Genomic DNA, 24335 nt, shown 5'->3' with positions numbered 1-24335 from the left:
GTGACAGCTTCCCATCCCCATTGGATCAGCGTGACCCGCGGCACCGCCCCGCTGGTGGTGAGCCTGCCCCACACCGGCACCGACATCCCCGCGGCCTATCTCGAGGACCTGGTCTCGCCCGAGCGCGCCCGCAAGGACGCCGACTGGTGGATCCATCGGCTCTACGACTTCGCCGCCGGCCTCGGCGCCACCGTGGTGCGCACCGCGATCTCGCGCACCGTGATCGACGTGAACCGCGACCCCTCCGGGGTCTCGCTCTATCCCGGCCAGCAGACCACGGAACTCTGCCCCACCACCACCTTCGACGGCGAGCCGCTCTATCGCGAAGGCCGCGCGCCGGACGCCGCCGAGATCGCGGCCCGCAAGGCGGCCTATTTCGCGCCGTTCCATCAGGTGCTCGCCGCCGAGATCGCCGACGCCCGCGCCCGCTTCGGCACCGTCGCGCTCCATGACTGCCACTCCATCCGCTCGGTGATCCCGCGCCTGTTTCCGGGCACGCTGCCGGAGTTCAACATCGGCACCAATAACGGGGCGAGCTGCGATCCCGACCTCGCGGCGACGGTGCTCGACATCTGCGCCGGCTCCGGCCGTCCCCACGTGCTGAACGGGCGCTTCACCGGCGGCTACATCACCCGCCAGTACGGGCGGCCGGCCGAGGGCGTCCATGCGGTGCAGATGGAGCTGGCGTGCCGTGCTTACATGAGCGAGCCGCTCGGCTTCGTCGCCGACGACGCCTGGCCGACGCCCTACGACCCGGTCTATGCCGCGCCGGTGCGCGCCACCCTCACGCAGATCCTCGAAGCCTGCCTCGCCTTCGCGCGGGCGCGGGCCTGACCCACGTGCAGCAGGAATTCCACCCATGACCCGCATCGACAATGAGCGCCGCATCCGCGCCCCGCGCGGGCCCGAGCTGACCGCGAAAAGCTGGCTCACCGAGGCGCCGCTGCGCATGCTGATGAACAATCTCGACGCCGAGGTGGCCGAGAAGCCGGGCGAGCTGGTGGTCTATGGCGGCATCGGCCGCGCCGCGCGCGACTGGGAGAGCTTCGACCGCATCGCCGCCGCCCTGAGGCGCCTCAACGCGGACGAGACGCTGCTGGTGCAGTCCGGCAAGCCGGTGGGCGTGTTCCGCACCCAAGAGGACGCGCCGCGGGTGCTGATCGCCAATTCCAACCTGGTGCCCCACTGGGCCAATTGGGACCACTTCAACGCGCTCGATAAGAAGGGCCTCATGATGTACGGCCAGATGACGGCCGGCTCCTGGATCTATATCGGCACCCAGGGCATCGTGCAGGGCACCTACGAGACCTTCGTGGAGATGGGCCGGCGCCATTATGGCGGCGACCTCTCCGGCCGCTGGATCCTCACCGCCGGGCTCGGCGGCATGGGCGGCGCCCAGCCGCTGGCCGCGGTGATGGCGGGGGCGAGCTGCCTCGCCATCGAGTGCCAGCCGAGCCGCATCGAGATGCGGCTGAAGACCCGCTACGTGGACGTGCTGGCGAAGGACCTCGACGAGGCCTTGGCGATGATCGAGCGGTCCTGCGCCGACAAGACGCCGCTCTCCGTCGCCTTGCGCGGCAATGCCGCCGAGTTGCTGCCCGAGCTGGTGCGGCGCGGCGTCCGCCCCGACGCGGTGACCGACCAGACCTCCGCCCATGATCCCGTGAACGGCTATCTGCCCGCCGGCTGGTCGCTCGCCGACTGGGAGGACAAGCGCGCCGCCGATCCCAAGGCGGTGGAGAAGGCGGCCAAGGGCTCCATGGCGACCCATGTGCGCGCCATGCTGGACTTCTGGAAGCAAGGCGTGCCGGTGGTCGACTACGGCAACAACATCCGCCAGATGGCGCTGGAGGAGGGGGTGGCGAACGCCTTCGACTTCCCCGGCTTCGTGCCGGCCTATATCCGCCCGCTGTTCTGCCGCGGCGTCGGCCCGTTCCGCTGGGCGGCGCTCTCCGGCGACCCGGAGGACATCTACCGCACCGACGCCAAGGTGAAGGAGCTGCTGCCGGGCAACACGCATCTGCACCACTGGCTCGACATGGCGCGCGAGCGCATCCAGTTCCAGGGCCTGCCGGCGCGCATCTGCTGGGTGGGGCTCGGCGACCGGCACCGGCTCGGCCTCGCCTTCAACGAGATGGTGGCGAGGGGCGAATTGAAGGCGCCGGTGGTGATCGGCCGCGACCACCTGGATTCCGGCTCGGTCGCCTCGCCCAACCGCGAGACCGAGGCCATGCGCGACGGCTCGGACGCGGTGTCCGACTGGCCGCTGCTCAACGCGCTGCTCAACTGCGCCTCCGGCGCCACCTGGGTGTCGCTGCACCATGGCGGCGGGGTGGGCATGGGCTTCAGTCAGCATGCGGGCATGGTGATCGTCGCCGACGGCACGCCGGCGGCGGCGCGGCGGCTCGCGCGGGTGCTGTGGAACGACCCCGCCACCGGCGTCATGCGCCACGCGGATGCGGGCTACGAGGACGCGCTCGCCTGTGCCCGCGAGCGCCAGCTCGATCTGCCCGGCATACTGGGCTGAAAGCGGTGCGCCTCATCCGCGCCGCCGAGGGCCGGCGCATGCCGTGGAAGAACGGCGGCGGCGAGACCATCGAGATCGCCTGCTTCCCCGAGGGCGCGGGGCTCGCCGATTTCGGCTGGCGCGTGAGTGCGGCGCGGGTGGCGGCGGCGGGGCCGTTCTCGCTGTTTCCCGGCGTCGATCGCACGCTTGTGGTGCTGTCGGGCGAAGGGCTGGAACTCGGCTTCGCCGACGGGGCGGCGGTGCGGCTCGACCAGGCGTCGGCGCCCTATGCGTTCGCGGCGGACATCAAGGTGACGGGCACGCCCATCGGTGGCCCGATCACCGACCTCAACGTGATGACCCGGCGCGGGGTGTTCGCGCACCGCGTGAGGCGGGTGGAGGGCGCGGCGCCGGCGCGTCTCGAGGCGGGGGAGGGCGCGCTCGCGCTCGCCTTCGTGGCGGCGGGCCGCGCGCAGGCCCAGGCCGGCGGCGCGGCCGAGGTCGCCCGGCTGGAGCCGGGCGATGCGGCGCTGGTGTCGGGTGCCGCCCTGACGCTCACGCCCATAGGCGAGGGCTGCCGCCTCTATCTGATCGAGATCGCGCCCGCCCGAGGGGGCGCGCGACGGCCCGCGCCGCCTTCACGCCGTCATGCTCGGGCTTGACCCGAGCATCCACGGACGGCGGCCCGCGCATTGCCTGGCGGACCTTTCACGGCTGGGCCGGGCGCACGCCGGGTCCCGGCGCACCCCTCGCCCCGGCCCTCTCCCACAAGGGGAGAGGGGGCGCGAACGGGAGGTGCGGCGCCTTGATCGGAGAAGCCGGCCGGTGGAGCGGGCGCGACGCTCACCCCTCTACGCCAGCTTCTCCACCAGCGCCTTCGCCTTGGCGATCACGTCCTCCGGCAGCGAGTGGCGGCGGGCGTAGGGGCGCTTCTTGCAGGTGGCGTCGATGGTGAGCTTGGCGGTCGCGCCGTTGCGGTTGGAGGGGTCGAGGATCGCCCCCATGCCGTTGCGGATCAGCTCCATGTCCTCGTTCGCCTGGAAGCGGGTGCACACCGCCCACATCACCTGCTCCTCGTCATAGACGTCGATGTCGTCGTCCACGACGATCACGAGCTTGAGCGAGAGATTGTCGCCGAAGGCGGCGGCGGCGATGTTGGCGGCTTCGCCCGGCGCCGGGTTCTTCACCGCGATGTAGGTGTGCAGCAGGCAGGTGCCGGACTTCGGATAGCTCGCCGCCGTCACGTTCGGATAATGCACCCGCAGCGACTTCAATTGCCGCGCCTCCTGGGAGACGCCGAGCAGCAGCGTGTGCTCGTCGGAGATGCCGGCGACGATGTTCTGATAGAAGGCGTCGCGCCGGTGCAGGATGCCGGTCACCTCCACCGCGTTGCGCGTCGAGCGCTCGGAGGCGTAGCCGGTGAACTCGCCGAACGGGCCTTCGTCCTCGTCGGCGTCCAGCAGCAGCTTGCCCTCGATGGCCAGCTCCGCGAAGGCGGGGATCTCGATCGGCCCGGTGACGCCCTCCACCACCTTCAGCGGCTCGCCGAGGAAGCCGCCGGCCATCTCGTACTCGTCGGCGCTGATGGGGCCCTTCCACAGGCCGGCGCCGAAGGTGATGAGCGGGTGGCAGCCCACCACCACCACCACGGGCATCTCCTTCAGCCCCATGGCGGACGCCTTGCGGGCAAGGTTCCACAGATGCCGGCGCGAGTGCAGCGAGGTGCCGAAGCGCGTCTTGCCGTTCCTCTGCATGCGGTGGAACGAGGCGTTGCGCACGCCCGTCTCCGGGTCCTTGGCGATGAACATGGCATTGGTGATGTAGGGCCCGCCGTCCTCGCGGAAATGGCGCATGATGGGCAGATAGGACAGGTCCACCGCCTCGCCCTTCAGCACCACGTCGAGGATCGGGCCGCTCTTGACCACCTCGGGCTTCAGCGGGGAGGCGTCCACCGCCGACCAGGCCTCGATCAGCTTGTCCTCCGGCACGCCCAGCGCGGCGGCGAAGCGGCTGCGATGGCCGAACACGTTCATCAGCACCGGGAAGCGCGAGCCCTTCACGTTCTCGAAGATCAGGATCGGGCTGCCGCGCTTCTCGAACGCGAAGGCGATGGCGGTGGTGTCGTAGTCGAGGTCCACCTCGTCCTTGACGCGCAGCACCTGGTCGGGATGGGCGGCCTCGAACGCCGCGAGGAAGCTGCGCAGGTCCTGGCGGGAAAGGCCCTGCCGGGAAAGGGTCTGGGCGTCCATGGGCGGGCTCTCTTGCTGCGGCGCCGGGCGCCGGGATGGATTCAGGCGAAGCGCAGGCGCTGGCCGATGCCGAGGCGGGCCGCCTTCTCCAGCATGGCGTGGCCGAGCGCGATGTCGGAGAGCGACAGGCCGCGGTGCCAGAACAGGATGGTCTCCTCCTCGGTCTCGCGGCCCGGCTTCAGGCCGGCGACGATCTGGCCCATTTCGGCATGCAGCGTCTCTTCCGAGAGCTTGCCGGCGCGCACATGGGCGCGCAGCGAGCCGAGCTCGCCCTCGCGGCACTGGCCCCAATCGTCCACCACCAGCTTCGACATGATGTCGGTGAGGGAGAGCTCGACCGCGCTCTTGGTGCCGTAGGGCACCACCAGGGCGCCGGGCTTGATCCATTCGGTCTTCAGCAGCGGCTCGGGCCTGGTGAGGCGCGAGGCCTCCACCACGATGTCGGCGCCGCGCACCGTCTCTTCCCAGGTGTCCACCGCGCGGATGGTCTTGCCGAGGTCGCGCTCCAGCTTCTCGGCGAACGGCTTGTAGCTCTCCGGCCGGCGCGAATGGACGCGGATCTCGTCGAAGTCGAACAGCCGGTCCAGCAGGCGCACGTTCCAGTAGGACGAGCCGCGCGCGCCGATATGGCCGAGGATCTTGGAATTCTTGCGGGCGAGATACTTCGCCCCCATGGCGGTGATGGCGCCGGTGCGCATGTCGGTGATGCCGCCGGCCTCGATGATGGCGCGGGGCATGCCGGTGTCGCGCGACATCAGGGTCAGCACCGCCATCTCGGAGGGCAGGCCCTTCTCGTAGTTCAGATAGAAGTCGCTCACCACCTTCACGCCGGCGATGTCCACCTCGCCGCCGATGGCGCCGCGCAGCACGTTGAAGTGGCCTTCCACCGCCGGGTTCGGGTGCAGGTGCACGCGCGGCTCGATCACCGTCTCGCCTCGGCCCTGGGCGGCAAGGCTTTTTTCGATGGCGCGCAGAATCTCGTCGTCGGTGATGGCGAGCGCGGCGATGTCCGGGCCGTTGAGGAAGTCGATGTAGATGGGAGGGTGGCTGCTCATGGGCGTCTTCTTGGGTCTTCGGCGGCGCCGGGGGCCCGGCGCCGCTCCTGCCGGCAGGGGAGAAAGGCGGTGGCCGCGATCACTTCGCCTTGGCGATGTAGGCGTTGGTCCAGATGTCGTTCTCCATCGCCTTGGCGTCGAAGTCCTTGCCGAAGTCGGTGCCGACCTCCCTGGCGAAGGTCAGGAGGTTCTGGAAGCCCTCGGCGTTGAGCCGGCCGCCGTCGGCGACGCCGCTCGCCATGGCCTTCACGGCGGAGACGATGCTCTCGGGCGAGGACTTGGCGAAGAACTTGGCGTGGATGGCGCGCGCGGTGGGCTCGGGCTTGGCCACCAGGTCCGCGCTCGCGGCGCGCAGCGCCTTCAGGGTGCGCACGGTGAGCTCGGTGGCCTTCTCGTCCAGCGGCTTCTTCGCCACCAGCACCAGGAACGGCAAATTGGCGAGCTGGGGGAAGTCGTCGCCCAGCTTCACCAGCACCACGCCGGCGCCCGACTGTTCCGCCAGGAAGCCCTGGGGCGGGGACAGAACGAAGGCGTCGATGCGCTTGTTCTCGAGCGCGGCGAGCAGCGCCGGCGGATTGCCCACCTGGGCCACCTTGATGTCGTCCTTCGGATTGAGGCCGCCCTTGGCGGCGAGCCAGCGGGCGGCGGTGTCCTGCGCGCCGCCGATGGAGGACACGCCCACCAGCGCGCCCTTGAGCGCCGCGAGGCGCTTCTGAAGCGGATCGGTGGGCTTCACCCCGGCCTTGTCCAGGAATTCCTTGGAGACCACCAGTTCCAGCGTCACCTTGGACATCAGCGAGGAGACGATCTGGAACGGCTGGCCCTTGGCCGCCGCGCGCAGCACCGCCTCGGAGCCCACGGCGGCGAGGTCGATGTCGCCGGAATCGAGCGCGGCCAGCGCGTTGGGATCGCCGCCCGGCACCACCGCGAGGGTGAGCGAAAGGCCGTTGGCCCCGAAGGTGTCGAGCGCCCGGGCGCCCCAGATGGGCATGAAGCTCAGCGCCGACGTGGCCTGGCCGATGCGCACGGTCTGCTGCGCGGCGGCCAGAGTCGGAGCAAGGAACAGCGACGCGCCGACGGCGGCGGCGGCAACCAGTTTGTGGACCACGCGCATGATGCCCTCCTGAAGACGGTTCGGGGATGTCAGATGTCGGTGGGTGCCGCGCCCAGGGGCGTGCGCCAGCGCAGCAGGCGGCGCTCCAGCCGGCCGGCGAGGAAATTGGCGGTGATCACGAAGGCGAGCAGGATGGTGATGCCGGCGAACACGCCCGCCGGATCATAGGTGGCGGAGGCCTCGTGGATGAACAGGCCGAGCCCCTGCATGGAGGAGGTGAACTCGCCGACGATCACGCCGATCACCGAATAGGGGATCGCCATGCGCATGCCGAGCACCACATAAGGCGCGGCGGCGGGCAGGTAGACGTGGGTGGTGAGCTGGCGCTCGTTGGCGCCCATCACCTTGGCGAGGTTCACCAATTCCCGGTCGACGCTCTTCACGCCCGAATAGACGTTATAGAACACCAGGAAGAACACCATGATGGCGGCGAGCGCCACCTTCGACCACATGCCGATGCCGAACCAGATGATGAACAGCGGGGCGAGCGCGATCTTCGGCACGCCGTAGAACGCCATCACATAGGGCTCGAAGATCGCCGACAGACGCGGCGAGCGCCCCAGCGCATAGCCGCCGACGATGCCGGCGCCGACCCCGATGACATAGCCGAGCACCAGCTCCTGGCCGGTGATCCACAGATGCGGAAAGATCTCGCCGGACGCGAACAGCTCGTAGAGCCGCTCCGCCACGGCGGTGGGCTTGGAGACGTAGAGCTCCTTGATGAGCCGGCCCGACGCCCACTGCCAGAAGGCGATGAGGGCGATGCCGGGCGCGAGCACAAGCAGGCGCTGGCCGAAGGCGGCGAGCCGGGCGCGCAAGGCGGCGCCGGACCGCTCCGGCGCCGCCTTGGGGGCGGCGTGGTCGAGGGCTCTCTCGGCGATCTCGTTCATGCGCAATCGCCTCAATGGTGCCGGCGCGCGCCGGCGACCTGCGAGCTGAAGGCCGACCAGACGGTCTCGTAGACCCGCTCGAACCCCGGATTGCGGAACGGCTCGAACATGTCGCGCGCGCGGGGCAGGTCGACGGGGATGTGGGCGAGCAGGTGCGAGGGGCGCTGGCTCAGCACCACCACGTCGTCGGCGAGCAGGATCGCCTCGGTGATGTCGTGGGTGACGAACACCACGGTGGCGCCCACCTCGGCCGCCAGCGCCTGGAGGTCGGATTGCATCACCATGCGGGTCTGCGCATCCAGCGCGCCGAACGGCTCGTCCATAAGGATCACGTCCGGCCGGTACACCAGGGTGCGGGCGATGGAGCCGCGCTTCTGCATGCCGCCGGAGAGCTGATTGGGATAATGGTTGCCGAAGCCGTCGAGGGCGACGGAGCGGATCGCCTGCGCCACGCGCGCATGCCGCTCCTCGGCGGGCACGCCGCGCAGCAGCAGCGGCAGCTCGATGTTCTCGGCCAGCGTCTTCCAGGGGAACAGCTGGGCCTGCTGGGGGACGAAGCCCACCTCGCGGTTGACGCCGTGCACGACCCGTCCCCGGTGGAGCACCATGCCGGAGGTGGGAGCGAGCAGGCCGGCCGCCATCTGCAGCAAGGTGCTCTTGCCACAGCCCGACGGCCCGATCACGGCGGTGAACTTGCCGGGGCGGACCGCGAAGCTGATGCCGTCCAGCACCCGCATGGCGGCGTTCCGGCCTGGCACCGGAAAGTCCTGCCGGATGTCGTCGAATGCCAGAACCGGGTCCTGCACCGCCTGCCCACCTCTAAATCTTGTCTAGACATAATGAATTCGACTGGCGATCAGGCAAGTCCAAAAGATGGGCGGATGCGCGCCTGGCTGCGCATGGATTAGGCATCCTGGGCCGGAGCGGGGGCCCTGCCACCGGCGGGGGGCGTCCACCCGCGCCCCGGAGCCGGGATGGCGGGCGCATCGCCCGCCGCGCGGCCCGGCCGGCAGGGGCGTGCGCGGGGGGCGCCGCGCCGGCGCAAGGCAGCGCCGAAGGCGGCGGCTTCCCCCGCCGCGGGCGGTCATGGACCGGCGGACGAAAAAGGGCGGCGCCGAAGCGCCGCCCCAGGGGTCTGCGGGAGGAGATCCACGCAGATCAGTCTTCCAGCGGCTGGCCCTTGGTCTCGGGGCCGAACCAGATGGCGATGAGGCCGATCACATAGGCCGCGGTGGTGGCGGCGGCGGCCGCTGGAAAGGAACCGAAGGCGGCGAGCATGGTGCCCACCAGCAGCGGCCCGGCGGCGGTGATGCAGCGCGCCGCGTTCCAGGCGAAGCCCTGGCCGGTGGCGCGCACCCGGGTCGGGAACAGCTCCGGCAGGTAGAGCGCGAAGGTGCCGAAGCCGCCGATCACGAAGTAGCCGTAGACCAGCATGAACCACAAAAGGGAGTTCAGGTCGGTGATGACCATGAACAGATAGAGCGAGGAGGCGAGCGCGCCGAGGCAGAACACGAAATAGGCGCCGCGCCGGCCGAGCCATTCGGTGATCCAGATCAGCGAGGCATAGCCGAGGATCGCCCCCGCCATCATGATCATGAAGGCATAGCTCACCGCGGCGACGCCGCTGGTGCCGCCGGCCGCCCGCACCAGCTGGTTGATCCAGTTGGGCAGCAGCGCGAGCCCACCCCAGCAGCCGATCATCATCGCCGAGGAGACCAGCACGCCGACGATGGTCTTGCGCCGCAGCTCCGGTGCGAAGATCGCCTTGAAGGTGGCGAAGGCGCCGGCGTCGCCGCGCGCCTCCTCCTTGGCACGGGCGGTGAGCCAGCGCTCGGGCTCCGGCACGAAGCGGCGGATGAAGAGGCTCACCACCGCCGGCAGCGCGCCCGCCGCCAGCACCCAGCGCCAGGAGATCGGCCCGAGCGTCAGATTGGCGATGGCGGCGAAGAAGAAGCCCACCGCGAACGCCATCTGCATCACCTGCATGGCGCGCGCCCGGTGCTTCTCCGGCCAGGTCTCGGCCACCAGCGCCGCCCCCGCCGCCCATTCGCCGCCGATGCCGAAGCCGGCGATGCCCTGGAGGATGGCGAGCTGGGTCCAGCTCTGGGCGAGGCCGCTGAGGCCGGTGAAGACGGCGTAGATGACGATGGTGACGATCATGGTGCGGGCGCGGCCGAAGCGGTCGGCGACGACGCCGAAGACGATGCCGCCGAGGCCCCAGCACAGCAGCTTGATGGCGAGGATCAGCCCGCCCATGTGGGCGATGGCGCCGGGATCGCGGGTTCCGGTCAGCTCCGCCACGCTCGGCACCATGACCAGCGTGAACAGATTGAGGTCCATGGAATCGAACGCCCAGCCGAGGAAGGCCGAGCCGAGGGTGAGCCACTGATAGCGGGTGATGGAGGGCGAACCCGTCCCCGCGGCGGTTATGGACGACATGTTGATCCCTCCCGAAATGGGATTGTGCTTGTGGTTCGGGCGCACGCCGTCGCTTCCGCCCCGGCGGGGGCGGACGGCGAACGCCGGGGCTTGAAAGCTGGCCGTGCCGGCGGAGCGCCTGCGGCCTGGCGGCCGCGGGCGCGGGCCCGCCGCGCTTTTTCTGAAGGCCGGATCGGGCCGGGGCGGGCGCCCCTTCGGGATCAGGCCTTCCTGGCTTCTTCCTCGATCACTTCGCGGGCGATGCGGAAGGCGTCGAGCGCCGCCGGAAGGCCGCAATAGATGGCGATCTGCAGCAGCACCTCGCGGATCTCCTCCTCGCTCATGCCGTTGTTGAGCGCGCCGCGCACGTGCAGCTTCAGCTCGTGCGGGCGGTTGAGGGCGGAGATGGCGGCGAGGTTGATGATCGAGCGGTCGCGGCGCGACAGGCCTTCCCGGTTCCACACCTCGCCCCAGCAATAGCGCGTCACCAGCTCCTGCAGCGGCCGGGTGAACTCGGTCATGTCGGCGAGCGACTTGTCCACATAGGCCGAGCCCACCACCTCGCGGCGGGTCTTCAGGCCCTTCTCGTACAGATCGTCGGTCATGGCGTGGCTTCCTCGGCGGGGGGGTGGATCTGCACCGCGCCCAGGGCCGCGCAGGCCGCGGCGTCGATGTGGGCGAGCGCGATGCGCCGCGCCTCGGCGCCGTCGCGGCGCCTCAAGGCGGCGGCGAGGGCGAAGATCTCGGCGATGCTCGCTTTGGCCCGCAGCGGCTGGGACAGCGAGGCGAAGCGCAGGCGGTTGATGCGGGTGTTGAGGCGCGAGAGCAGCTCCAGCACGATCATGTTGTCGGCGCCGGTGCACAGCACCTCGTAGAAGTCGGCCTTGGAGGCGATGATGCGCTCGATCTCCCCCGCCTCGTAGGCGGCGGCGAGCTCGGTCACCGCCGCGTCGAGCCGCGCCATGGCGGCGTCGTCCGCCTCGCGCGCGAACTGCTCCATCAGCAGGCCCTCGAGCACGCCGCGCACCGCATAGATGTTGCGCGCCTCGCGCGGCGAGATGGCGGTGACCACGAGCCCCTTCGAGCCGTTGGTGACGAGCCCCTCGGCCTCCAGCTCGCGCAGGGATTCGCGCAGCGAGGTGCGGCTCACGTCGAGGTCGGCGCACAGGTCCTTCTCCACCAGCCGGCTGCCGGGGGCGAGCGCGCCGGTCTCGATGGCGCGCCGCAGCGCCGAGGTGATCTTGCGCCGGAGCGGAGCAGCTTCCTGGCGCACCGGCGCGAGGCCGTGGACTGACTTGTTCATCGCGTCATTCGCCGCAGGGCAGCGCCCCCCTCGTTGCAACGGCCCATCATGCGACCTTGGGCGCCCGGCGGGCCAGGAACGGCTCGACCGCGGCGCGGAAGCCGTCGGGATTGTCGAGATTTGCAAGGTGCGCCGCGTGCGCGATCACCTCCAGCTCGGCGCCGGGCACGAGACGGGCGATCTCCTCCGACATGGCCGGCGGGGTGCGGCTGTCCTCCGCCCCCACCACCACGCGCACCGGCACGGCGAGCTTCGCCATGAGGTCGGCGACGTCGGCGGTGAACACGCTGCGGGCGACCTCCAGGTAGGTCTGCTTGTCCATGGCGGCGACGCTTTCCACCAGCGCCGAAAAATGGCGCGGGGCGGCGTCGCGGTGCAGCGTGCCGCGGGCATAGGCGTCGGCATAGTCGCGCATGGCGGTCTTGGCGAGCGTCTCCTCGAGCCCCTTCACCCGCGCCGCCCCGGCCTCGCCCTGGCGGGCGAAGCTGTCGGCGATGACGAGGCTCGCGAACGCCTCGGGCGCCTTGGCATACATGAGCGCGGCGATCGGCCCGCCCATGGAGATGGCGATCACGTGCGCCGGGCCGACGCCGAGCGCCTTCAGCGCCGCGACGAGGTCGGCGGCGATCGTGTCGATCGTCACTGGCCCGTTATGGCTCGAGGCGCCGTGGCCGCGGGCGTCGAACGCGATCACGTCGAAGCGGTCGCAGAAGTGGGTGATCTCGCCGGCCCACATCCAGGCGCCGGTGCCGAGGCTGTGGATCAGCAGCAGCGGCGCCCCCTTGCCGGCGCGGTGATAAGCGAGGGTCTCGCCATTGACGTCGATCGTGGGCATCAGGCGTCTCCCGGGGAGGACAGGACCACGGACAGAAGGTTGCCCGCCATGCGCGCGGCGGCGTGCGGATCCATGTAAGGCGCGACGGCCATATATTCCTTGACCGCGCAGAGCGCGGCGCGGGTGCGGTCGGTCATGGTGGCGAGCGTCGCCGCCACCGCCGCCGTCAGCTCGCCCGCCGGCACCACCTCGCTCAAAAGACCGAGGGAGAGCGCCTCCGCCGCGCCGATCCTGCGGCGGGTATAGACGAGGTGCAAAGCGCGCTTCGGCGGCACCTTGCCGAGGATCGCCGAGATCGCGAGGGTGGGCGGCAGGTTGGTGTCCATCTCCGGCATGGAGAACACGGCGCTCTCGCTGGCGATGGCGAGGTCGCACTGGCCGACGAAGGCGCAGCCGAAGCCCTTCGCCTCGCCCTGCACCGCGGCGATCACCGGCACCGGGGTGGCGCGCACGTCCGCATAGAGGTCGAGGATCGGCTGGGTGACCCCCGCGCGCACCGCGAGCGCGCTCTTGGGCGCAGAGCCAGGCGCGGCGGGCGTGCGGCCGAGGCAGAACGCCGCGCCCTCCGCGCGCACCAGCACCACCTTGGTCTGCGGGTCCTCGCCGAGGGCGCGGATCGCCTTGCCGAGCGCGCGCACCTCGGCGGCGGTCAGCCGGTTGCCGTCGTCGGGGCGGCCGAGCGTGACGATGCCGACGGCGCCGTCGCGGGAGGGGGTGAAGGCGTCGGTGTCGGTCATCGGGCGTCCTTGCGGGCCTGCGCGTCTTTCACGAGCATGGCGATGGTTTCCGGCAGCATGGGCGCGTCGAGGATCTTCACCCCGAAGGGCGAGAGCGCGTCCTCGATGGCGGAGGCGATGGCGGCGGCGGCGGGGATCGTGCCGCCCTCGCCCGCGCCCTTCACGCCCAAAGGATTGAGCGGGGAGGGGGATTCCATGTGGACGATCTCCACGTCCGGCACGTTGCCGGCGTCGGGCAGGAGATAGTCGGCGAGCGAGGTGGTCTGCGGGTTGCCGGCCTCGTCGTAGCGCATGCGCTCCAGGATCGCGTTGCCGATGCCGTGGGCGACGCCGCCCTGGATCTGCCCGTCCACCAGCAGCGGGTTGATCACCCGCCCGCAATCGTGCGCCACCACGTAGCGCGTGACCTTCACGAGCCCGGTCTGCGGGTCCACCTCCACCTCGGCGACGTGGCTGCCGTTGGAATAGGCGGCCTGGGGCGGGGCGAAATAATAGGTCGCCTCCAGCCCCGGCTCGATTCCCTTGGGCAGCGAGAAGCCGGGGCGCCCCGACGACATCTTGGCGATCTCGCGGAAGGTGATCTGCCCGCCCTGCGTGCCCATGACCCGCGCCGCGCCGCCGGACAATTCGATGTCCTCGAGCCTGGCGTCGAGCACGGCGGCGGCGATGTGCCGGAGCTTCAAAGCCAGCTGCTGGGAGGAGGTGCCCACCGCCGAGCCGGCATTCACCATCAGGCGGCTCGCGAACGCGCCGACGCCCACCGAGACCGAGGCGGTGTCGCCCACCTCCACGTCCACCTCGTCCACCGCGACGCCGAAGGCGTCGGCGGCGATCTGCGCCAGCACCGTGCGGTGGCCCTGGCCCTGGGAGGCGGCGCCGGTGCGCAGCAGGATGCGGCCCGAGGGCAGCAGGCGCGCGGTGGCGCCCTCGAACGGGCCGAGGCCGGTGCCCTCCACGTAATTGGCAAGGCCGATGCCGAGATGGCGCCCCTGCGCGCGCGCCGCGGCGCGGCGCGCTTCGAAGCCGTCCCAGCCGGCTGTGTCGAGCGCCATCTGCTGGCATTTGGGATAATCGCCGCTGTCATAGGTCAGCGGCTGGCCGTCGCGATAGATCAGGCCGACCTTGTAGGGCATCGCCTCGGTCGGGATGAGGTTGCGGCGGCGGATCTCGGCGCGGTCGAGGCCGAGCTGCCGCGCCGCCCGGTCGAGCAGCCGCTCGATGGCGAACACCGCCTGGGGCCGGCCCGCCCCGCGCATGGGCGAGGTGGAGATCTTGTTGGTGAACACCACCGAGGTGTCGAGCTTGAACGCCGGCACCACATAGGGGCCCGGGAAGGTGGTGGCCGAGATGTAGGGCATGATGATGCCCCACGGCACGAACGCGCCGGTGTCGTGCAGCAGCGTGCCGCGCAGACCGAGGATGCGGCCCTCGGCGTCGAGCGCCAGCTTCACGCTCCAGAGCTGGTCGCGCTCCTGGGCGGTGGCCATCATGTGCTCGCGCCGGTCCTCGATCCACTTCACCGGGCGTCCGAGCACCTGGGCGCAGTGGGGGATGACGATCTCTTCGGGATAGGTGAGCAGCTTCGGCCCGAAGCCGCCGCCCACGTCCGGGGCGATGACCCGCACCTGCGTGTCGGCGATGTCGAACATCTCCACCAAGGCGCGCTTGATGCCGTGCGGTGCCTGGGTGGCGGACCATACGGTGAAGCTGTCGGCAGCGCGGTCGTACTGGGCGAGCACGCCGCGTGGCTCCAGCGGGCAGCCGGTGCCGCGATGCTGGAAATACTCCTCGGCGATCACATGCGCCGCGCCGGCGAAGGCGCGCTCGATGTCGCCATACTCGTTCGTCCACTTGGCGGCGAGGTTGTCGCCGGTGGAGGCCTGGGCGAGCGGGCTCTCGGGCGAAAGCGCCTCGCGGCAGTCCACCACGGCGGGCAGCGGATCGTATTCCACCATCACCTGCTCGGCCGCGTCCTCGGCCAGCGCCCGGGTGTCGGCGACCACCACCGCCACCGCTTCGCCGCAGAAGCACACCTCTTCGGCGGCGAGCGCGAACTGGGTGAGCGGGTGGCGGATGGCGGGCGCCGGCACGTCGAGCGGCAGGCGCTTGTCGCGCCAGGCGTCCGGCAGATCGGCGGCGGTCAGCACCAGGTGGACGCCCGGCATCTCCTTCGCCGCCGACGCGTCGATGGCGACGATGCGGGCATGGGCGAAGGGCGAGCGCACGAAGGCCGCGCTCAGCGTCTCCTTGAGCTTGATGTCGTCGGTGAAGCGGCCGGCGCCGGTAATGAGGGCTTCGTCCTCCACCCGCTGGACCGGGGCGCCGAAGAAGCGGGTGGTCATGCCGCCGTCTCCTTCTGCGCCTTCATCAGCGGGGCGGCCTTGAGCGCGGCGCGGATGATGCCGGCATAGCCGGTGCAGCGGCACAGATTGCCGGACAGCTCCTCGCGCAGCATCGCCTCCGTGGGCTCGGGATGGTCTTCCAGGAGCTGCACCAGAGTGGTGAGCATGCCCGGGGTGCAGAAGCCGCACTGGAGCGCGTGGAACTCGCGGAACGCCTCCTGGAGCGGGCTCAGGCCCGCGGCGCTGGCGAGGCCCTCGACGGTGACCACCTCGGCGCCGTCCGCCTGGACCGCCAGCATGAGGCAGCCGCGCACCGCGCGCCCGTCCACCAGGAGCGAGCAGGCGCCGCACACCCCGTGCTCGCAGCCCAGATGGGTGCCGGTGAGCCCGAGGTCGTGGCGCAGGAAATCGGCGAGGTGGGTGCGCGGCTCCACCTGGCGCTCATAGGGCGTCCCGTTGACGGTGACGCGGATGGAAACGGCACTCATTGGACTTTCCCGTGGCTGGCGCGGGCGCGGGCTTCGGTCAAGGCGCGGTGGGTGAGCACGCCGGCGAGGTGGCGGCGGTAGCGCTCGCTCGCCAGCGCGTCGGACATGGCATCCTGGCGCGTGGCGAGGTCGGCCGCGGCGGCGATGGCGGCCGGCTCGGCGGCGGTGCCCATGAGCAGCGCCTCCCCCGCCGCGAGGCGCAGCGGGGCGATGCCCATGCCGCACAGCACGATGCGGGCATCGTTCACCTTGCCGGCGGCGTCGAAGGCGAGCGTGGTGCCCACCGCGACGACGGCGAAGTCGCCGTGCCGCTGGGCGAACTCGATGAAGCTCCAGCCATGCCCTTCGGCCGGCGGGGCGAGGGAGATGCCGACGATCATCTCGTCCGGGTCGAGATTGGGGGTCATGTAGCCCTGGGGGTAATCGGCGATGGCGACCGCGCGCGGCCCCCGCTTGCTCTCCACATGGATGGTGGCGTCGAGCAAAGTGGCGATGCCGAACAGCTCGGCGGCCGGGTCCATGTGGCCGAGACTGCCGCCGATGGTGCCCCGGTTGCGGGTGTGGAGGTGGCCGACGAAGCCGAGCGCGGCGGCAACAACGGGAAGTCGCGCCTTGAGCGCGGGATCAGCGAGGATATGGCGCTGACGGGTCATGGCGCCGATGCGCACATTGCCGCCGATCTCGATGCCGGACAGCCCGTCCACGCGGTTGATGTCGACGACGTGGTCGACGAAGGCGTAGCGCATGTTCAGCATCGGCACGAGCGATTGGCCGCCGGCGAGAATCTTCGCGCCTTCAAGGGTTTGGAGCATGTCCAGCGCCTCGGCGCGGGTCGCCGGGCGGTGGTAGTCGAACCGCGACGCCTTCACGCGCGCCCTCCGTCCTTGCCCGAGAAGGTAGATTTAATAAGTGAAATCAAAGACTTCCACATCAGGGTGAAGACCGAGATGGCGGGCGCCGGCGCCGGCGGGGGCGGCGGCGCGGGGGGCGCGCCGGCGGGCGCCAGAGGCGCCGGGCCTGCGGCCTCGGATCGAGGTGCGGCAACGGGTTGCGCGGACAGCTGGGCGGCGAAATTCTTCGCGAACTCGTCCATCAGCACCTGGGCCGTGGACTGGATCAGCGCCGCCCCGCGCCCGTACTGGGCGATCGCGCCAGCGAGCTGGACGTCGGTGTCGACATCCACCCTGGTCCCCTCTCCATCGGGAGAAAGCACAAAGATGACAATGGCTCGCGCGGTCCCGCGGGCGCGCGTCTCGCTGCCCGAGGCCTCGGCGACGACGCGATGGTTGGCCTCGTCCCGCTCCTTATAGGCGAGCGTCCCCTTGAAGGTGAGCGCCACCGGCCCGAGCTTCACCGCGACGGTGCCCACATAGCTCCCGTCCGCCCGCGCCTCCACCAGCTGCGCCCCCGGCGCGCACGGCGCCACGCGGGGGATGTCGTTGAGCGCGATCCAGGCCTCGGAGACCGGCAGCGGAACGCGAAACCGGTTGGTGATCTTCATCTCGGCCGCGCCCTCCGGCTGGTTTTGGCGTTTTCCTGCGGGCCTCTATGAGACCAAAGTCATAGCGTGTCAACATATGACCATCAGTTTGTACGACAAACATATGAGATGACGCTCGCCCCGCTGAGGACGGGACAGGACGGTCGCCGAGGCAAGGTGCCGTGCCGTCGCAATGCGGCGCACCCGGAAGCCGGGCGTCGCGGGCGTGCCGGGAATGCCATTCAACATATTGATTATGAGGGATTATCCGATCGTCCTGCGGAACCGGCAGGTGGCGGTGTGCGCCACCGGCGCGGTCAGGTGGTTGACACGCCGCCCGTCGGCGCCCGCGTCCAGCGGCACCGGCAGGTGACCGCGCGCGGTCACCTGCCCTGAGGGGGCTGGTGCCGATCACGCCGCTTGTGCCCGCGCTTCATCCAGCCGGTGACATGGGCCCGGGCGGCACCTGCCCGCTGGGCGTCACCCGGCCGTCGCGGTTGGTGACGCGCCCGCCCCCGGGCGCCGGTCGGCACCGCGGCGAGCGGGGCCGCGCGGAAGCCGGTGCTGCGCCCCGCGGGGCCGCAGGAAAGAACTCCGCGGCGGGCGCCGCCGGTCCCGGCGATGAAGGGCGCGCTCACCCCTTCAGCTTGAGATAGGCCCACATGAGCCCGGCGCCGCCCGCGACGATCACCAGAGCGGCGAGGGCGACGAACAAGGCGGACTGGTCGAGCCAGGCCACCGCCGGCACGCACAGGCCCATGACCACGCCGTTGAGACCCATGCGCCAGGACGCGGTGTGCACCCCCGCGACGAAGGTGCCGAGCGCCAGCAGCAGAAGCACGATGAGGCTGGTGGAATCGGCGTCCGCCACCGCCTGCACGCTCGGCAGGAACACGAGGTTCATGGCGGCGAGGAAGGCGCCCCAATGCAGCAGCTGGGTCCAGACCAGGTGCCAGCGCTCGTCCTTGTCGGACGCGTCGTGCCAGCCGGAATAGATGCAGGTGGCGCAGCTCGCCACCGCCACCAGCTCCCAGAACGGCACGATGGGCGTGCGCTCCATGCTCACATAGGCGACCCCGCCCACCGTGAGCAGCAGGATGGCGAGATAGGGCAGTTCGCGCAGCCAGAAGCCCGCCCCCGCAGCCTGCGGCGCCGCGCCGCCGCTCGACAGTCCGTCCGCCATTCCGCCCTCCCGAGGCGCGCCTGCGCCGCTCGAACACATAGCACCGCTGCCTGCCGCGCGCGACGCGGCCGGCGCCAAGGGCCGGCCCGCCCGCGCGCCGAAGCCCCGCTTAGGTGCCGAGTGCGCGGGCCATGGTCAGATTTGGCCCTCGCCCCGATCCGCCGGCCCGCAGCGCTGGACAAAATGTCCACCATCGCCCCGGAAAATGGCATCACTGCATTGATTTATTGAAAGAAAATCCTCTGGCCCTGGTCTTGCTAGGGCGACGATGCAGCGCCGGCTCCCAAAGTCGGCGCCAAGCAAGAAAACGCAGGAGGAGACATGTCCGTCACCACATTGGCGCCGCCGCCGTTCCTGAGCCGCGAGCGCACCGTCGCCTCGGCCGGCTTCAACCGCTGGCTGGTCCCGCCCGCCGCACTCGCCATCCATCTGTGCATCGGCATGGCCTACGGCTTCAGCGTGTTCTGGCTGCCGCTGTCGCGCGCCGTGGGCATCACCAAACCGGTGGCCTGCCCGGCGGACATGAGCGCGATCGCCGCCATGTTCGCCACCACATGCGACTGGCAGATCTCCGCGCTGGGATGGATGTACACGCTGTTCTTCGTGCTGCTGGGCTCCTCCGCCGCGGTCTGGGGCGGCTGGCTCGAGCACGCCGGCCCGCGCAAGGCCGGCCTGGTCTCCGCCTTCTGTTGGTGCGGCGGCCTCGTCATCTCCGCTCTCGGCGTCTACCTGCACCAGATCTGGATGCTGTGGCTCGGCTCCGGCGTCATCGGCGGCATCGGCCTCGGTCTCGGCTACATCTCGCCGGTCTCCACCCTCATCAAGTGGTTCCCGGACCGGCGCGGCATGGCCACCGGCATGGCGATCATGGGCTTCGGCGGCGGCGCCATGATCGGCGCCCCGCTCGCCAACATCCTGATGCAGCATTTCGCCTCGCCCACCTCGGTTGGCGTGTGGCAGACCTTCCTGGTGATGGCGGGGCTCTATTTCGTGTTCATGGTGGGCGGCGCGCTCGGATACCGGGTGCCGCGCGAGGGCTGGGCGCCGAAGGGCTGGACGCCGCCGGCGCCGGCCGCCAACGCGCTCGTCACCCACCGCCACGTGCATCTGGACGTGGCCTGGAAGACGCCGCAGTTCTGGCTGCTGTGGGCGGTGCTGTGCCTCAACGTGTCGGCCGGCATCGGCGTCATCGGCATGGCCTCGCCCATGCTGCAGGAGGTGTTCGGCGGCCGACTGATCGGCCTCGACCTCACCTTCTCCCAGCTGGACGCTGGCCAGAAGGCGCAGATCGCCGCCATCGCCGCGGGCTTCACCGGGCTGCTCAGCCTCTGCAACATCGGCGGGCGCTTCGCCTGGGCCTCCTTTTCCGACCGGCTGGGCCGAAAGATGACCTATGTGGTGTTCTTCGTGCTCGGCTTCGCGCTCTATGCGCTCGTGCCCACGACGGCGCACATGGGCTCGGTGGTGCTGTTCGTCATCGCCTTCTGCATCATCCTGTCCATGTATGGCGGCGGCTTCGCGACCATCCCGGCCTATCTCGCCGACGTCTTCGGCACCCACATGGTGGGCGCCATCCATGGACGGCTGCTCACCGCCTGGGCGACCGCGGGCGTGCTCGGCCCGGTGCTGGTGAACTATCTGCGCGAGTACCAGATCGCCTCGGGGGTGCCGCAGGCGGCGGCCTACGACCAGACCATGTACATCCTCGCCGGTCTCCTGGTGCTCGGCCTGGTCGCGAACCTGCTGGTGAAGCCGGTGGCCGAGCATCTCTACATGAAGGATGACCAGCTCAAGAAGGCCGGCGCGGCCGCCCCGATGGCCAAGGCGGAGGCGGTGCATGCCGACTTCGAGGACTTCGAGGAGGAGGCCAAGGATGGCATCGCCACCGCCGCGGCGCGCGGCTCGACCCCGGTCGCCTCGGGCTCGACGCCCCAAGCCCTTGTGGTCGTCGCATGGCTCGCGGTCGGCCTGCCGCTCGCCTGGGGTGTGTGGATCACGCTCCAGAAGGCCGTGATCCTCTTCCAGTGAGCCTCTGCGAGCCCTCCCGGCTCCTCCTTGCGCGCCCCACGCCCGTCCGCGGGCCGGGGCGCGCTCCTTTGCCGTTTGATCGGTCGCACGATTCGCGCGATTGATGGGGCCGATGCTGGCAGTGTGGCCCGATGGCCGCAGCGCGCCGACGTCGGGGAGGAAGGGCGAGACGCCCGCCATTCAGGCCGGAGCCGATCGTCTTTCAAGGACGACCTTTATCGCGTGACGGCGAGGGTCCGAGATCGACGGTTTCACAGCCCATGACCACCGCGACCACCGCCGCCCTGCCGGCCGACTCCACCGGGGATATCGCCTTCAGCCCGCACCTCGCGGGAGCCTCCATTCTCGTGGTGGACGACGAGCCAGGCATGCGCAACTTCCTGGTGCGCATGCTCTCCACCCGCTGCCGGCACGTGGCCGAGGCGGGGGACGTGGCGAGCGCCTCCCGCCTGCTCGAGGCGACACCGTTCGACCTGATCATCCTCGACAATGTCATGGCCGGGCGCTCTGGCCTCGAATGGCTCGAGGACCTGCGCGGCTCGGGCTTCTTCCGCGAAGTGATCCTCATCACCGCGTTCGCCGATCTCGACACGGCGATCAAGGCGCTCAGGGCCGGGGCGGCGGACTTCGTCCTGAAACCGTTCCGCTCCAACCAGATCCTCAACGCCGTCGCGCGCTGCCTCGATCGCAGCCGGCTGATGCGCGAGAATTTCGTGCTGCGGCGCGCGCTCAACGCGCTGCCCGGCGCCGCCGCCCACATGATGGTGGGCGAGAGCCCTTCCACCCGCGCCGTCCGGACCATGATCGAGCGCGTCGGTCCCATGCCCACCACCGTGCTGGTGACCGGCGAATCCGGCACCGGCAAGGAGGTGACCGCGCGCGCGCTCCACACGGTCTCGCCGCGCGCGGGAAAGCCGTTCGTGCCGGTCAATTGCGCCGCCATCGCGCCGGACATCATCGAGAGCGAGCTGTTCGGTCACCTGAAGGGCGCCTTCACCGGCGCCGCCTCCTCCCGCGAGGGGCTCTTCTTCTACGCCCAGGGCGGCACACTGTTCCTCGACGAGGTGAGCGAGCTGCCGCCCGCCCTGCAGTCCAAGCTGCTGCGGGTGATCGAGGACAAGAAGGTGCGCCCGGTGGGCGCCGAGCGCGAGATCCCGGTGGACGTGCGCCTCGTCGCCGCCACCAATTGCGACCTCGCCGAAGCGGTGGCGCAGGGCCGCTTTCGGCAGGATCTCTATTACCGGCTCGACGTGGTGAACATCCACCTCGCGCCGCTGCGCCAGCGGGCCGCCGACGTGGCACCGCTGGCGCGTCTCTTCATGGCCGAGCTCAGCGCCCAGCTCGGCGTCGCCCCCCTCGACCTGAGCGAGGCGGTGCTGCGCTCGCTCGCCCGCTATTCGTGGCCCGGCAACGTGCGCGAGCTGCGCAACGTGATCGAGCGGTCGCTCATCCTCGGCGACTTTCCGCGCGACGTGGTGCCGTCCGACATGCAGGAGGACGAGGAAATCTTCCCGCTGGCGCTCGACGCGGTGGAGAAGGCGCACATGCTGAGGGTGCTCGGCGAGGCCGGCGGCAACCGCGCCGAGGCGGCGCGGCGTCTCGGCGTCTCGCGCAAGACCCTGGACCGCAAGCTGAAGGCCTGGAATGGCTGATGCAGCCGAGCATCTGTCGGCGGGCGGACTGCTGCAGCGCCTGCGCTCGGTGCGCATGCGCCTGCTCGCCATCGCGCTGCTGCCGACGCTGCTGATCCTGCCGGCGGTGCTGGCGCTGGTGGTCACCTGGTGGACCAAGCAGTTCGACAACTTGCTCATCGCCAAGGTGACGGGCGACCTCACCATCGCCCGCCAGTATCTCGACCGGCTCATGGAGCGCAGCGAAGAAAAGCTCCACGCGCTCGGCGATTCGGTCGCCTTCGCGCAGGTGGCCGCGCAGCGCGACGGCGCGGTGATGGCGGAGTTTCTGGAGACCCGGCGGCGCGCATTGGGGCTCGACTTTCTCTACCTCCTGGACGCCGACGGCCGGCGCGTGGCGGCCTCTCCGGCGAGCGCCGCGAGCGGAGCGGCGGGAGAGTTGTGGCCGGTGGAGACGGGTGCCCTCGCGGGCGAGCCCTCCACCGAGATCGACGTGTTCGGCGCCGCCGAACTCGCCCGGCTTTCTCCGGACCTCGAATCGCGCGCCCACATCACCCTCGTGCCGACGCCCGGCGCGGCGCCGACGGCGCGGGCGGCCGAGGACCGGGGCATGGTGGTTCAGTCCGGCACGCCGGTGGTGCTGCCCGCCGGCGCGGCGGGCGGGCACGGTGCCTTGGTTGGCGGCATGCTGCTCAACCAGAACCTGGACTTCATCGACACCATCAACGACCTCGTCTACGGCTCGGGCAGCCTGCCCGAGGGGAGCGCCGGTACGGCGACGCTGTTCGTGGACGACGTGCGCGTCTCCACCAACGTGCGCCTGTTCGAAGGCCGCCGCGCGCTCGGCACGCGGGTCTCGAGGGAGGTGCGCGAGGCGGTGCTGGGCGAGGGGCGCGTGTGGCGCGACCGCGCCTTCGTCGTCAATGACTGGTACATCTCCGCCTACGAGCCGGTGATGGACGGCCGCGGCCGGCGCATCGGCATGCTCTATGTGGGCTTCCTGGAGGCGCCGTTCCTCGCCTTGAAGCGCACCAGCCTGATGGCGGTCGGCATCGGCTTCCTCTTGGTGGCGCTGGTGGCGATCCCAGTGCTGCTGCGCTGGGCGGCGGCCATCTTCCGGCCCATCGAGGCCATGAACGCCACGATCGCCGAGGTGGAAGCGGGCCAGCTCGCAGCCCGCACCGGCGTCGCCGCCACCGCGGACGAGATCGGCCGGGTGGCGCACCATCTCGACGCCATGCTCGACCTGCTGCAGCAGCGCGATGCCGAGCTCCGGCGCTGGACCGAGGAACTGGACCGCCGGGTCGCCGAGCGCACCGCCGAGCTCCGGGCGGCCAATGCCGAGCTCGCCGAGACCCAGCGCCAGCTGGTGATGTCGGAGAAGCTCGCCGCCATCGGCGAGATCACCGCCGGGGTGGCGCACGAGATCAACAATCCGGTGGCGGTGATCCAGGGCAATCTCGACGTGGCGCGCGAGGTGCTGGGCGCCACCTGCACGCCGGTCAAGACCGAGTTCAACCTCATCGACCAGCAGGTGCACCGCATCACCGTCATTGTCTCCAAGCTGCTCCAGTTCGCCCGGCCGGCGGAATTCGCCGGCCATCTCGACCCGGTGGCCCCCGGCGAGGTGGTGTCGGACGCCCTGGTGCTGGTGCAGCATATGCTCTCGCGCAGCGAGATCGACGTGGTGCGTGCCGACGCTGCGCACCGGGTGGTATTGATGAATCGGGTGGAGATGCAGCAGGTGCTCATCAACCTGATGGTCAATGCGATCCATGCCATGCCCGATGGCGGCACCTTGATCCTGCGCACCATGGATGCCTGCCGGAACGGGCAGGCCGGCGTTCAGGTGGAGGTGGAGGATACCGGCGCGGGCATTCCGCCCGGCCGCATCGAGCGGGTGTTCGACCCGTTCTTCACCACCAAGCCGCAGGGCGGAACCGGCCTCGGCCTTTCCATCAGCTACACCCTGGTGGAGCGGGCGGGCGGCACGATGGCGGTCGCCAGTCCGCCGGGGAGGGGGGCCTGCTTTTCCTTCTGGCTGCCGCAGGCGACCGACGCCTGACGGGCGCGCGT

The 24335-nt window shown here is 70.5% G+C and carries 21 protein-coding genes; 6 read left to right on the top strand and 15 right to left on the bottom strand.

The annotated features are described in order from the left end of the window. The 3 genes from hutG to ABLE88_RS03130 are packed head-to-tail and all read left to right on the top strand — an operon-like array spanning position 1 to position 3168. Positions 1–834 (top strand): N-formylglutamate deformylase, encoded by an 834-nt coding sequence (gene hutG, locus ABLE88_RS03140; protein ID WP_348829992.1) that lies wholly within the window; start codon positions 1–3, stop codon positions 832–834. 25 nt (positions 835–859) lie between these two features. Next, entirely contained in the window at positions 860–2527 is a 1668-nt protein-coding gene (gene hutU / locus ABLE88_RS03135) for a urocanate hydratase (protein ID WP_348829991.1), read from the top strand. Positions 2528–2532: 5 nt separating this feature from the next. Continuing rightward, the gene (locus ABLE88_RS03130) at positions 2533–3168 is read left to right on the top strand and encodes a HutD/Ves family protein (protein ID WP_348829990.1); all 636 of its coding nucleotides are present in this window, start codon (positions 2533–2535) and stop codon (positions 3166–3168) included. A 189-nt stretch (positions 3169–3357) separates the two neighbouring features. Here the strand turns inward: ABLE88_RS03130 and ABLE88_RS03125 are convergent, their stop codons facing one another. The 15 genes from ABLE88_RS03125 to ABLE88_RS03055 all read right to left on the bottom strand — a co-directional run bounded on the left by ABLE88_RS03125 (position 3358) and on the right by ABLE88_RS03055 (position 18600). After that, positions 3358–4755: a UbiD family decarboxylase gene (locus tag ABLE88_RS03125; protein WP_348829989.1), complete on the bottom strand. Its 1398-nt coding sequence runs from the start codon at positions 4753–4755 to the stop codon at positions 3358–3360. A 41-nt stretch (positions 4756–4796) separates the two neighbouring features. Then, positions 4797–5810, bottom strand: a complete 1014-nt coding sequence (locus ABLE88_RS03120; protein WP_348829987.1) for an ornithine cyclodeaminase family protein — start codon at positions 5808–5810, stop codon at positions 4797–4799. 79 nt (positions 5811–5889) lie between these two features. Next, positions 5890–6924 carry an ABC transporter substrate-binding protein gene (locus tag ABLE88_RS03115; RefSeq protein WP_348829986.1) on the bottom strand — a complete coding sequence of 345 codons (1035 nt, stop codon included), beginning with the start codon at positions 6922–6924 and terminating at the stop codon, positions 5890–5892. Between the two features lie 29 nt (positions 6925–6953). After that, positions 6954–7814 carry an ABC transporter permease gene (locus tag ABLE88_RS03110; protein ID WP_348829985.1) on the bottom strand — a complete coding sequence of 287 codons (861 nt, stop codon included), beginning with the start codon at positions 7812–7814 and terminating at the stop codon, positions 6954–6956. An 11-nt stretch (positions 7815–7825) separates the two neighbouring features. Continuing rightward, complete coding sequence (locus ABLE88_RS03105; protein WP_348829984.1) at positions 7826–8620, bottom strand: ABC transporter ATP-binding protein; 795 nt, start codon at positions 8618–8620, stop codon at positions 7826–7828. Between the two features lie 352 nt (positions 8621–8972). Next, complete coding sequence (locus tag ABLE88_RS03100) at positions 8973–10253, bottom strand: MFS transporter (RefSeq protein ID WP_348829982.1); 1281 nt, start codon at positions 10251–10253, stop codon at positions 8973–8975. A gap of 200 nt (positions 10254–10453) precedes the next feature. Beyond that, positions 10454–10837: a carboxymuconolactone decarboxylase family protein gene (locus ABLE88_RS03095; RefSeq protein ID WP_348829980.1), complete on the bottom strand. Its 384-nt coding sequence runs from the start codon at positions 10835–10837 to the stop codon at positions 10454–10456. After that, the gene (locus tag ABLE88_RS03090) at positions 10834–11535 is read right to left on the bottom strand and encodes a GntR family transcriptional regulator (protein WP_348829979.1); all 702 of its coding nucleotides are present in this window, start codon (positions 11533–11535) and stop codon (positions 10834–10836) included. Before ABLE88_RS03090 ends, ABLE88_RS03095 begins: the two co-directional genes overlap by 4 nt. Before the next feature lie 46 nt (positions 11536–11581). Next, entirely contained in the window at positions 11582–12370 is a 789-nt protein-coding gene (locus tag ABLE88_RS03085) for an alpha/beta fold hydrolase (protein WP_348829978.1), read from the bottom strand. Beyond that, the gene (locus ABLE88_RS03080; protein ID WP_348829977.1) at positions 12370–13107 is read right to left on the bottom strand and encodes an enoyl-CoA hydratase/isomerase family protein; all 738 of its coding nucleotides are present in this window, start codon (positions 13105–13107) and stop codon (positions 12370–12372) included. Before ABLE88_RS03080 ends, ABLE88_RS03085 begins: the two co-directional genes overlap by 1 nt. Continuing rightward, positions 13104–15449, bottom strand: coding sequence for a molybdopterin cofactor-binding domain-containing protein (locus tag ABLE88_RS03075; protein ID WP_348829975.1), 2346 nt, complete (start codon positions 15447–15449; stop codon positions 13104–13106). Before ABLE88_RS03075 ends, ABLE88_RS03080 begins: the two co-directional genes overlap by 4 nt. Beyond that, entirely contained in the window at positions 15446–15937 is a 492-nt protein-coding gene (locus ABLE88_RS03070) for a (2Fe-2S)-binding protein (protein WP_348829974.1), read from the bottom strand. The genes ABLE88_RS03075 and ABLE88_RS03070 overlap by 4 nt, the downstream gene beginning before the upstream one ends. Beyond that, complete coding sequence (locus ABLE88_RS03065) at positions 15934–16806, bottom strand: FAD binding domain-containing protein (protein WP_348829972.1); 873 nt, start codon at positions 16804–16806, stop codon at positions 15934–15936. The genes ABLE88_RS03070 and ABLE88_RS03065 overlap by 4 nt, the downstream gene beginning before the upstream one ends. Further along, on the bottom strand, positions 16803–17438 hold the full coding sequence (locus ABLE88_RS03060; protein ID WP_348829970.1) for an SRPBCC family protein: 636 nt from the start codon (positions 17436–17438) through the stop codon (positions 16803–16805). The genes ABLE88_RS03065 and ABLE88_RS03060 overlap by 4 nt, the downstream gene beginning before the upstream one ends. A gap of 613 nt (positions 17439–18051) precedes the next feature. After that, on the bottom strand, positions 18052–18600 hold the full coding sequence (locus tag ABLE88_RS03055) for a hypothetical protein (RefSeq protein WP_348829969.1): 549 nt from the start codon (positions 18598–18600) through the stop codon (positions 18052–18054). Positions 18601–18921: 321 nt separating this feature from the next. Here ABLE88_RS03055 and ABLE88_RS03050 point away from each other — a divergent pair, with 321 nt between their 5' ends. The 3 genes from ABLE88_RS03050 to ABLE88_RS03040 all read left to right on the top strand — a co-directional run bounded on the left by ABLE88_RS03050 (position 18922) and on the right by ABLE88_RS03040 (position 24324). Further along, the gene (locus tag ABLE88_RS03050; RefSeq protein WP_348829967.1) at positions 18922–20628 is read left to right on the top strand and encodes an OFA family MFS transporter; all 1707 of its coding nucleotides are present in this window, start codon (positions 18922–18924) and stop codon (positions 20626–20628) included. Between the two features lie 260 nt (positions 20629–20888). After that, positions 20889–22280 carry a sigma-54-dependent transcriptional regulator gene (locus tag ABLE88_RS03045; RefSeq protein ID WP_348829965.1) on the top strand — a complete coding sequence of 464 codons (1392 nt, stop codon included), beginning with the start codon at positions 20889–20891 and terminating at the stop codon, positions 22278–22280. Next, positions 22273–24324, top strand: a complete 2052-nt coding sequence (locus ABLE88_RS03040; protein WP_348829963.1) for a sensor histidine kinase — start codon at positions 22273–22275, stop codon at positions 24322–24324. The genes ABLE88_RS03045 and ABLE88_RS03040 overlap by 8 nt, the downstream gene beginning before the upstream one ends. Positions 24325–24335 lie beyond the last annotated feature (11 nt).

Origin of the sequence: Xanthobacter luteus, assembly GCF_040049235.1 — a bacterium.
Taxonomy (GTDB): Bacteria; Pseudomonadota; Alphaproteobacteria; order Rhizobiales; family Xanthobacteraceae; genus Xanthobacter.
This window is presented reverse-complemented; position numbering and strand designations above follow the sequence as displayed.

Excerpts from the sequence above, each read along its gene's own strand:
- hutU (WP_348829991.1), top strand. The coding sequence starts at position 860 with ATGACCCGCATCGACAATGAGCGCCGCATCCGCGCCCCGCGCGGGCCC.
- ABLE88_RS03125 (WP_348829989.1), bottom strand. The coding sequence starts at position 4,755 with ATGGACGCCCAGACCCTTTCCCGGCAGGGCCTTTCCCGCCAGGACCTG.
- ABLE88_RS03120 (WP_348829987.1), bottom strand. The coding sequence starts at position 5,810 with ATGAGCAGCCACCCTCCCATCTACATCGACTTCCTCAACGGCCCGGAC.
- ABLE88_RS03115 (WP_348829986.1), bottom strand. The coding sequence starts at position 6,924 with ATGCGCGTGGTCCACAAACTGGTTGCCGCCGCCGCCGTCGGCGCGTCG.
- ABLE88_RS03110 (WP_348829985.1), bottom strand. The coding sequence starts at position 7,814 with ATGAACGAGATCGCCGAGAGAGCCCTCGACCACGCCGCCCCCAAGGCG.
- ABLE88_RS03100 (WP_348829982.1), bottom strand. The coding sequence starts at position 10,253 with ATGTCGTCCATAACCGCCGCGGGGACGGGTTCGCCCTCCATCACCCGC.
- ABLE88_RS03095 (WP_348829980.1), bottom strand. The coding sequence starts at position 10,837 with ATGACCGACGATCTGTACGAGAAGGGCCTGAAGACCCGCCGCGAGGTG.
- ABLE88_RS03090 (WP_348829979.1), bottom strand. The coding sequence starts at position 11,535 with ATGAACAAGTCAGTCCACGGCCTCGCGCCGGTGCGCCAGGAAGCTGCT.
- ABLE88_RS03085 (WP_348829978.1), bottom strand. The coding sequence starts at position 12,370 with ATGCCCACGATCGACGTCAATGGCGAGACCCTCGCTTATCACCGCGCC.
- ABLE88_RS03080 (WP_348829977.1), bottom strand. The coding sequence starts at position 13,107 with ATGACCGACACCGACGCCTTCACCCCCTCCCGCGACGGCGCCGTCGGC.
- ABLE88_RS03075 (WP_348829975.1), bottom strand. The coding sequence starts at position 15,449 with ATGACCACCCGCTTCTTCGGCGCCCCGGTCCAGCGGGTGGAGGACGAA.
- ABLE88_RS03070 (WP_348829974.1), bottom strand. The coding sequence starts at position 15,937 with ATGAGTGCCGTTTCCATCCGCGTCACCGTCAACGGGACGCCCTATGAG.
- ABLE88_RS03060 (WP_348829970.1), bottom strand. The coding sequence starts at position 17,438 with ATGAAGATCACCAACCGGTTTCGCGTTCCGCTGCCGGTCTCCGAGGCC.
- ABLE88_RS03055 (WP_348829969.1), bottom strand. The coding sequence starts at position 18,600 with ATGGCGGACGGACTGTCGAGCGGCGGCGCGGCGCCGCAGGCTGCGGGG.
- ABLE88_RS03050 (WP_348829967.1), top strand. The coding sequence starts at position 18,922 with ATGTCCGTCACCACATTGGCGCCGCCGCCGTTCCTGAGCCGCGAGCGC.
- ABLE88_RS03045 (WP_348829965.1), top strand. The coding sequence starts at position 20,889 with ATGACCACCGCGACCACCGCCGCCCTGCCGGCCGACTCCACCGGGGAT.
- ABLE88_RS03040 (WP_348829963.1), top strand. The coding sequence starts at position 22,273 with ATGGCTGATGCAGCCGAGCATCTGTCGGCGGGCGGACTGCTGCAGCGC.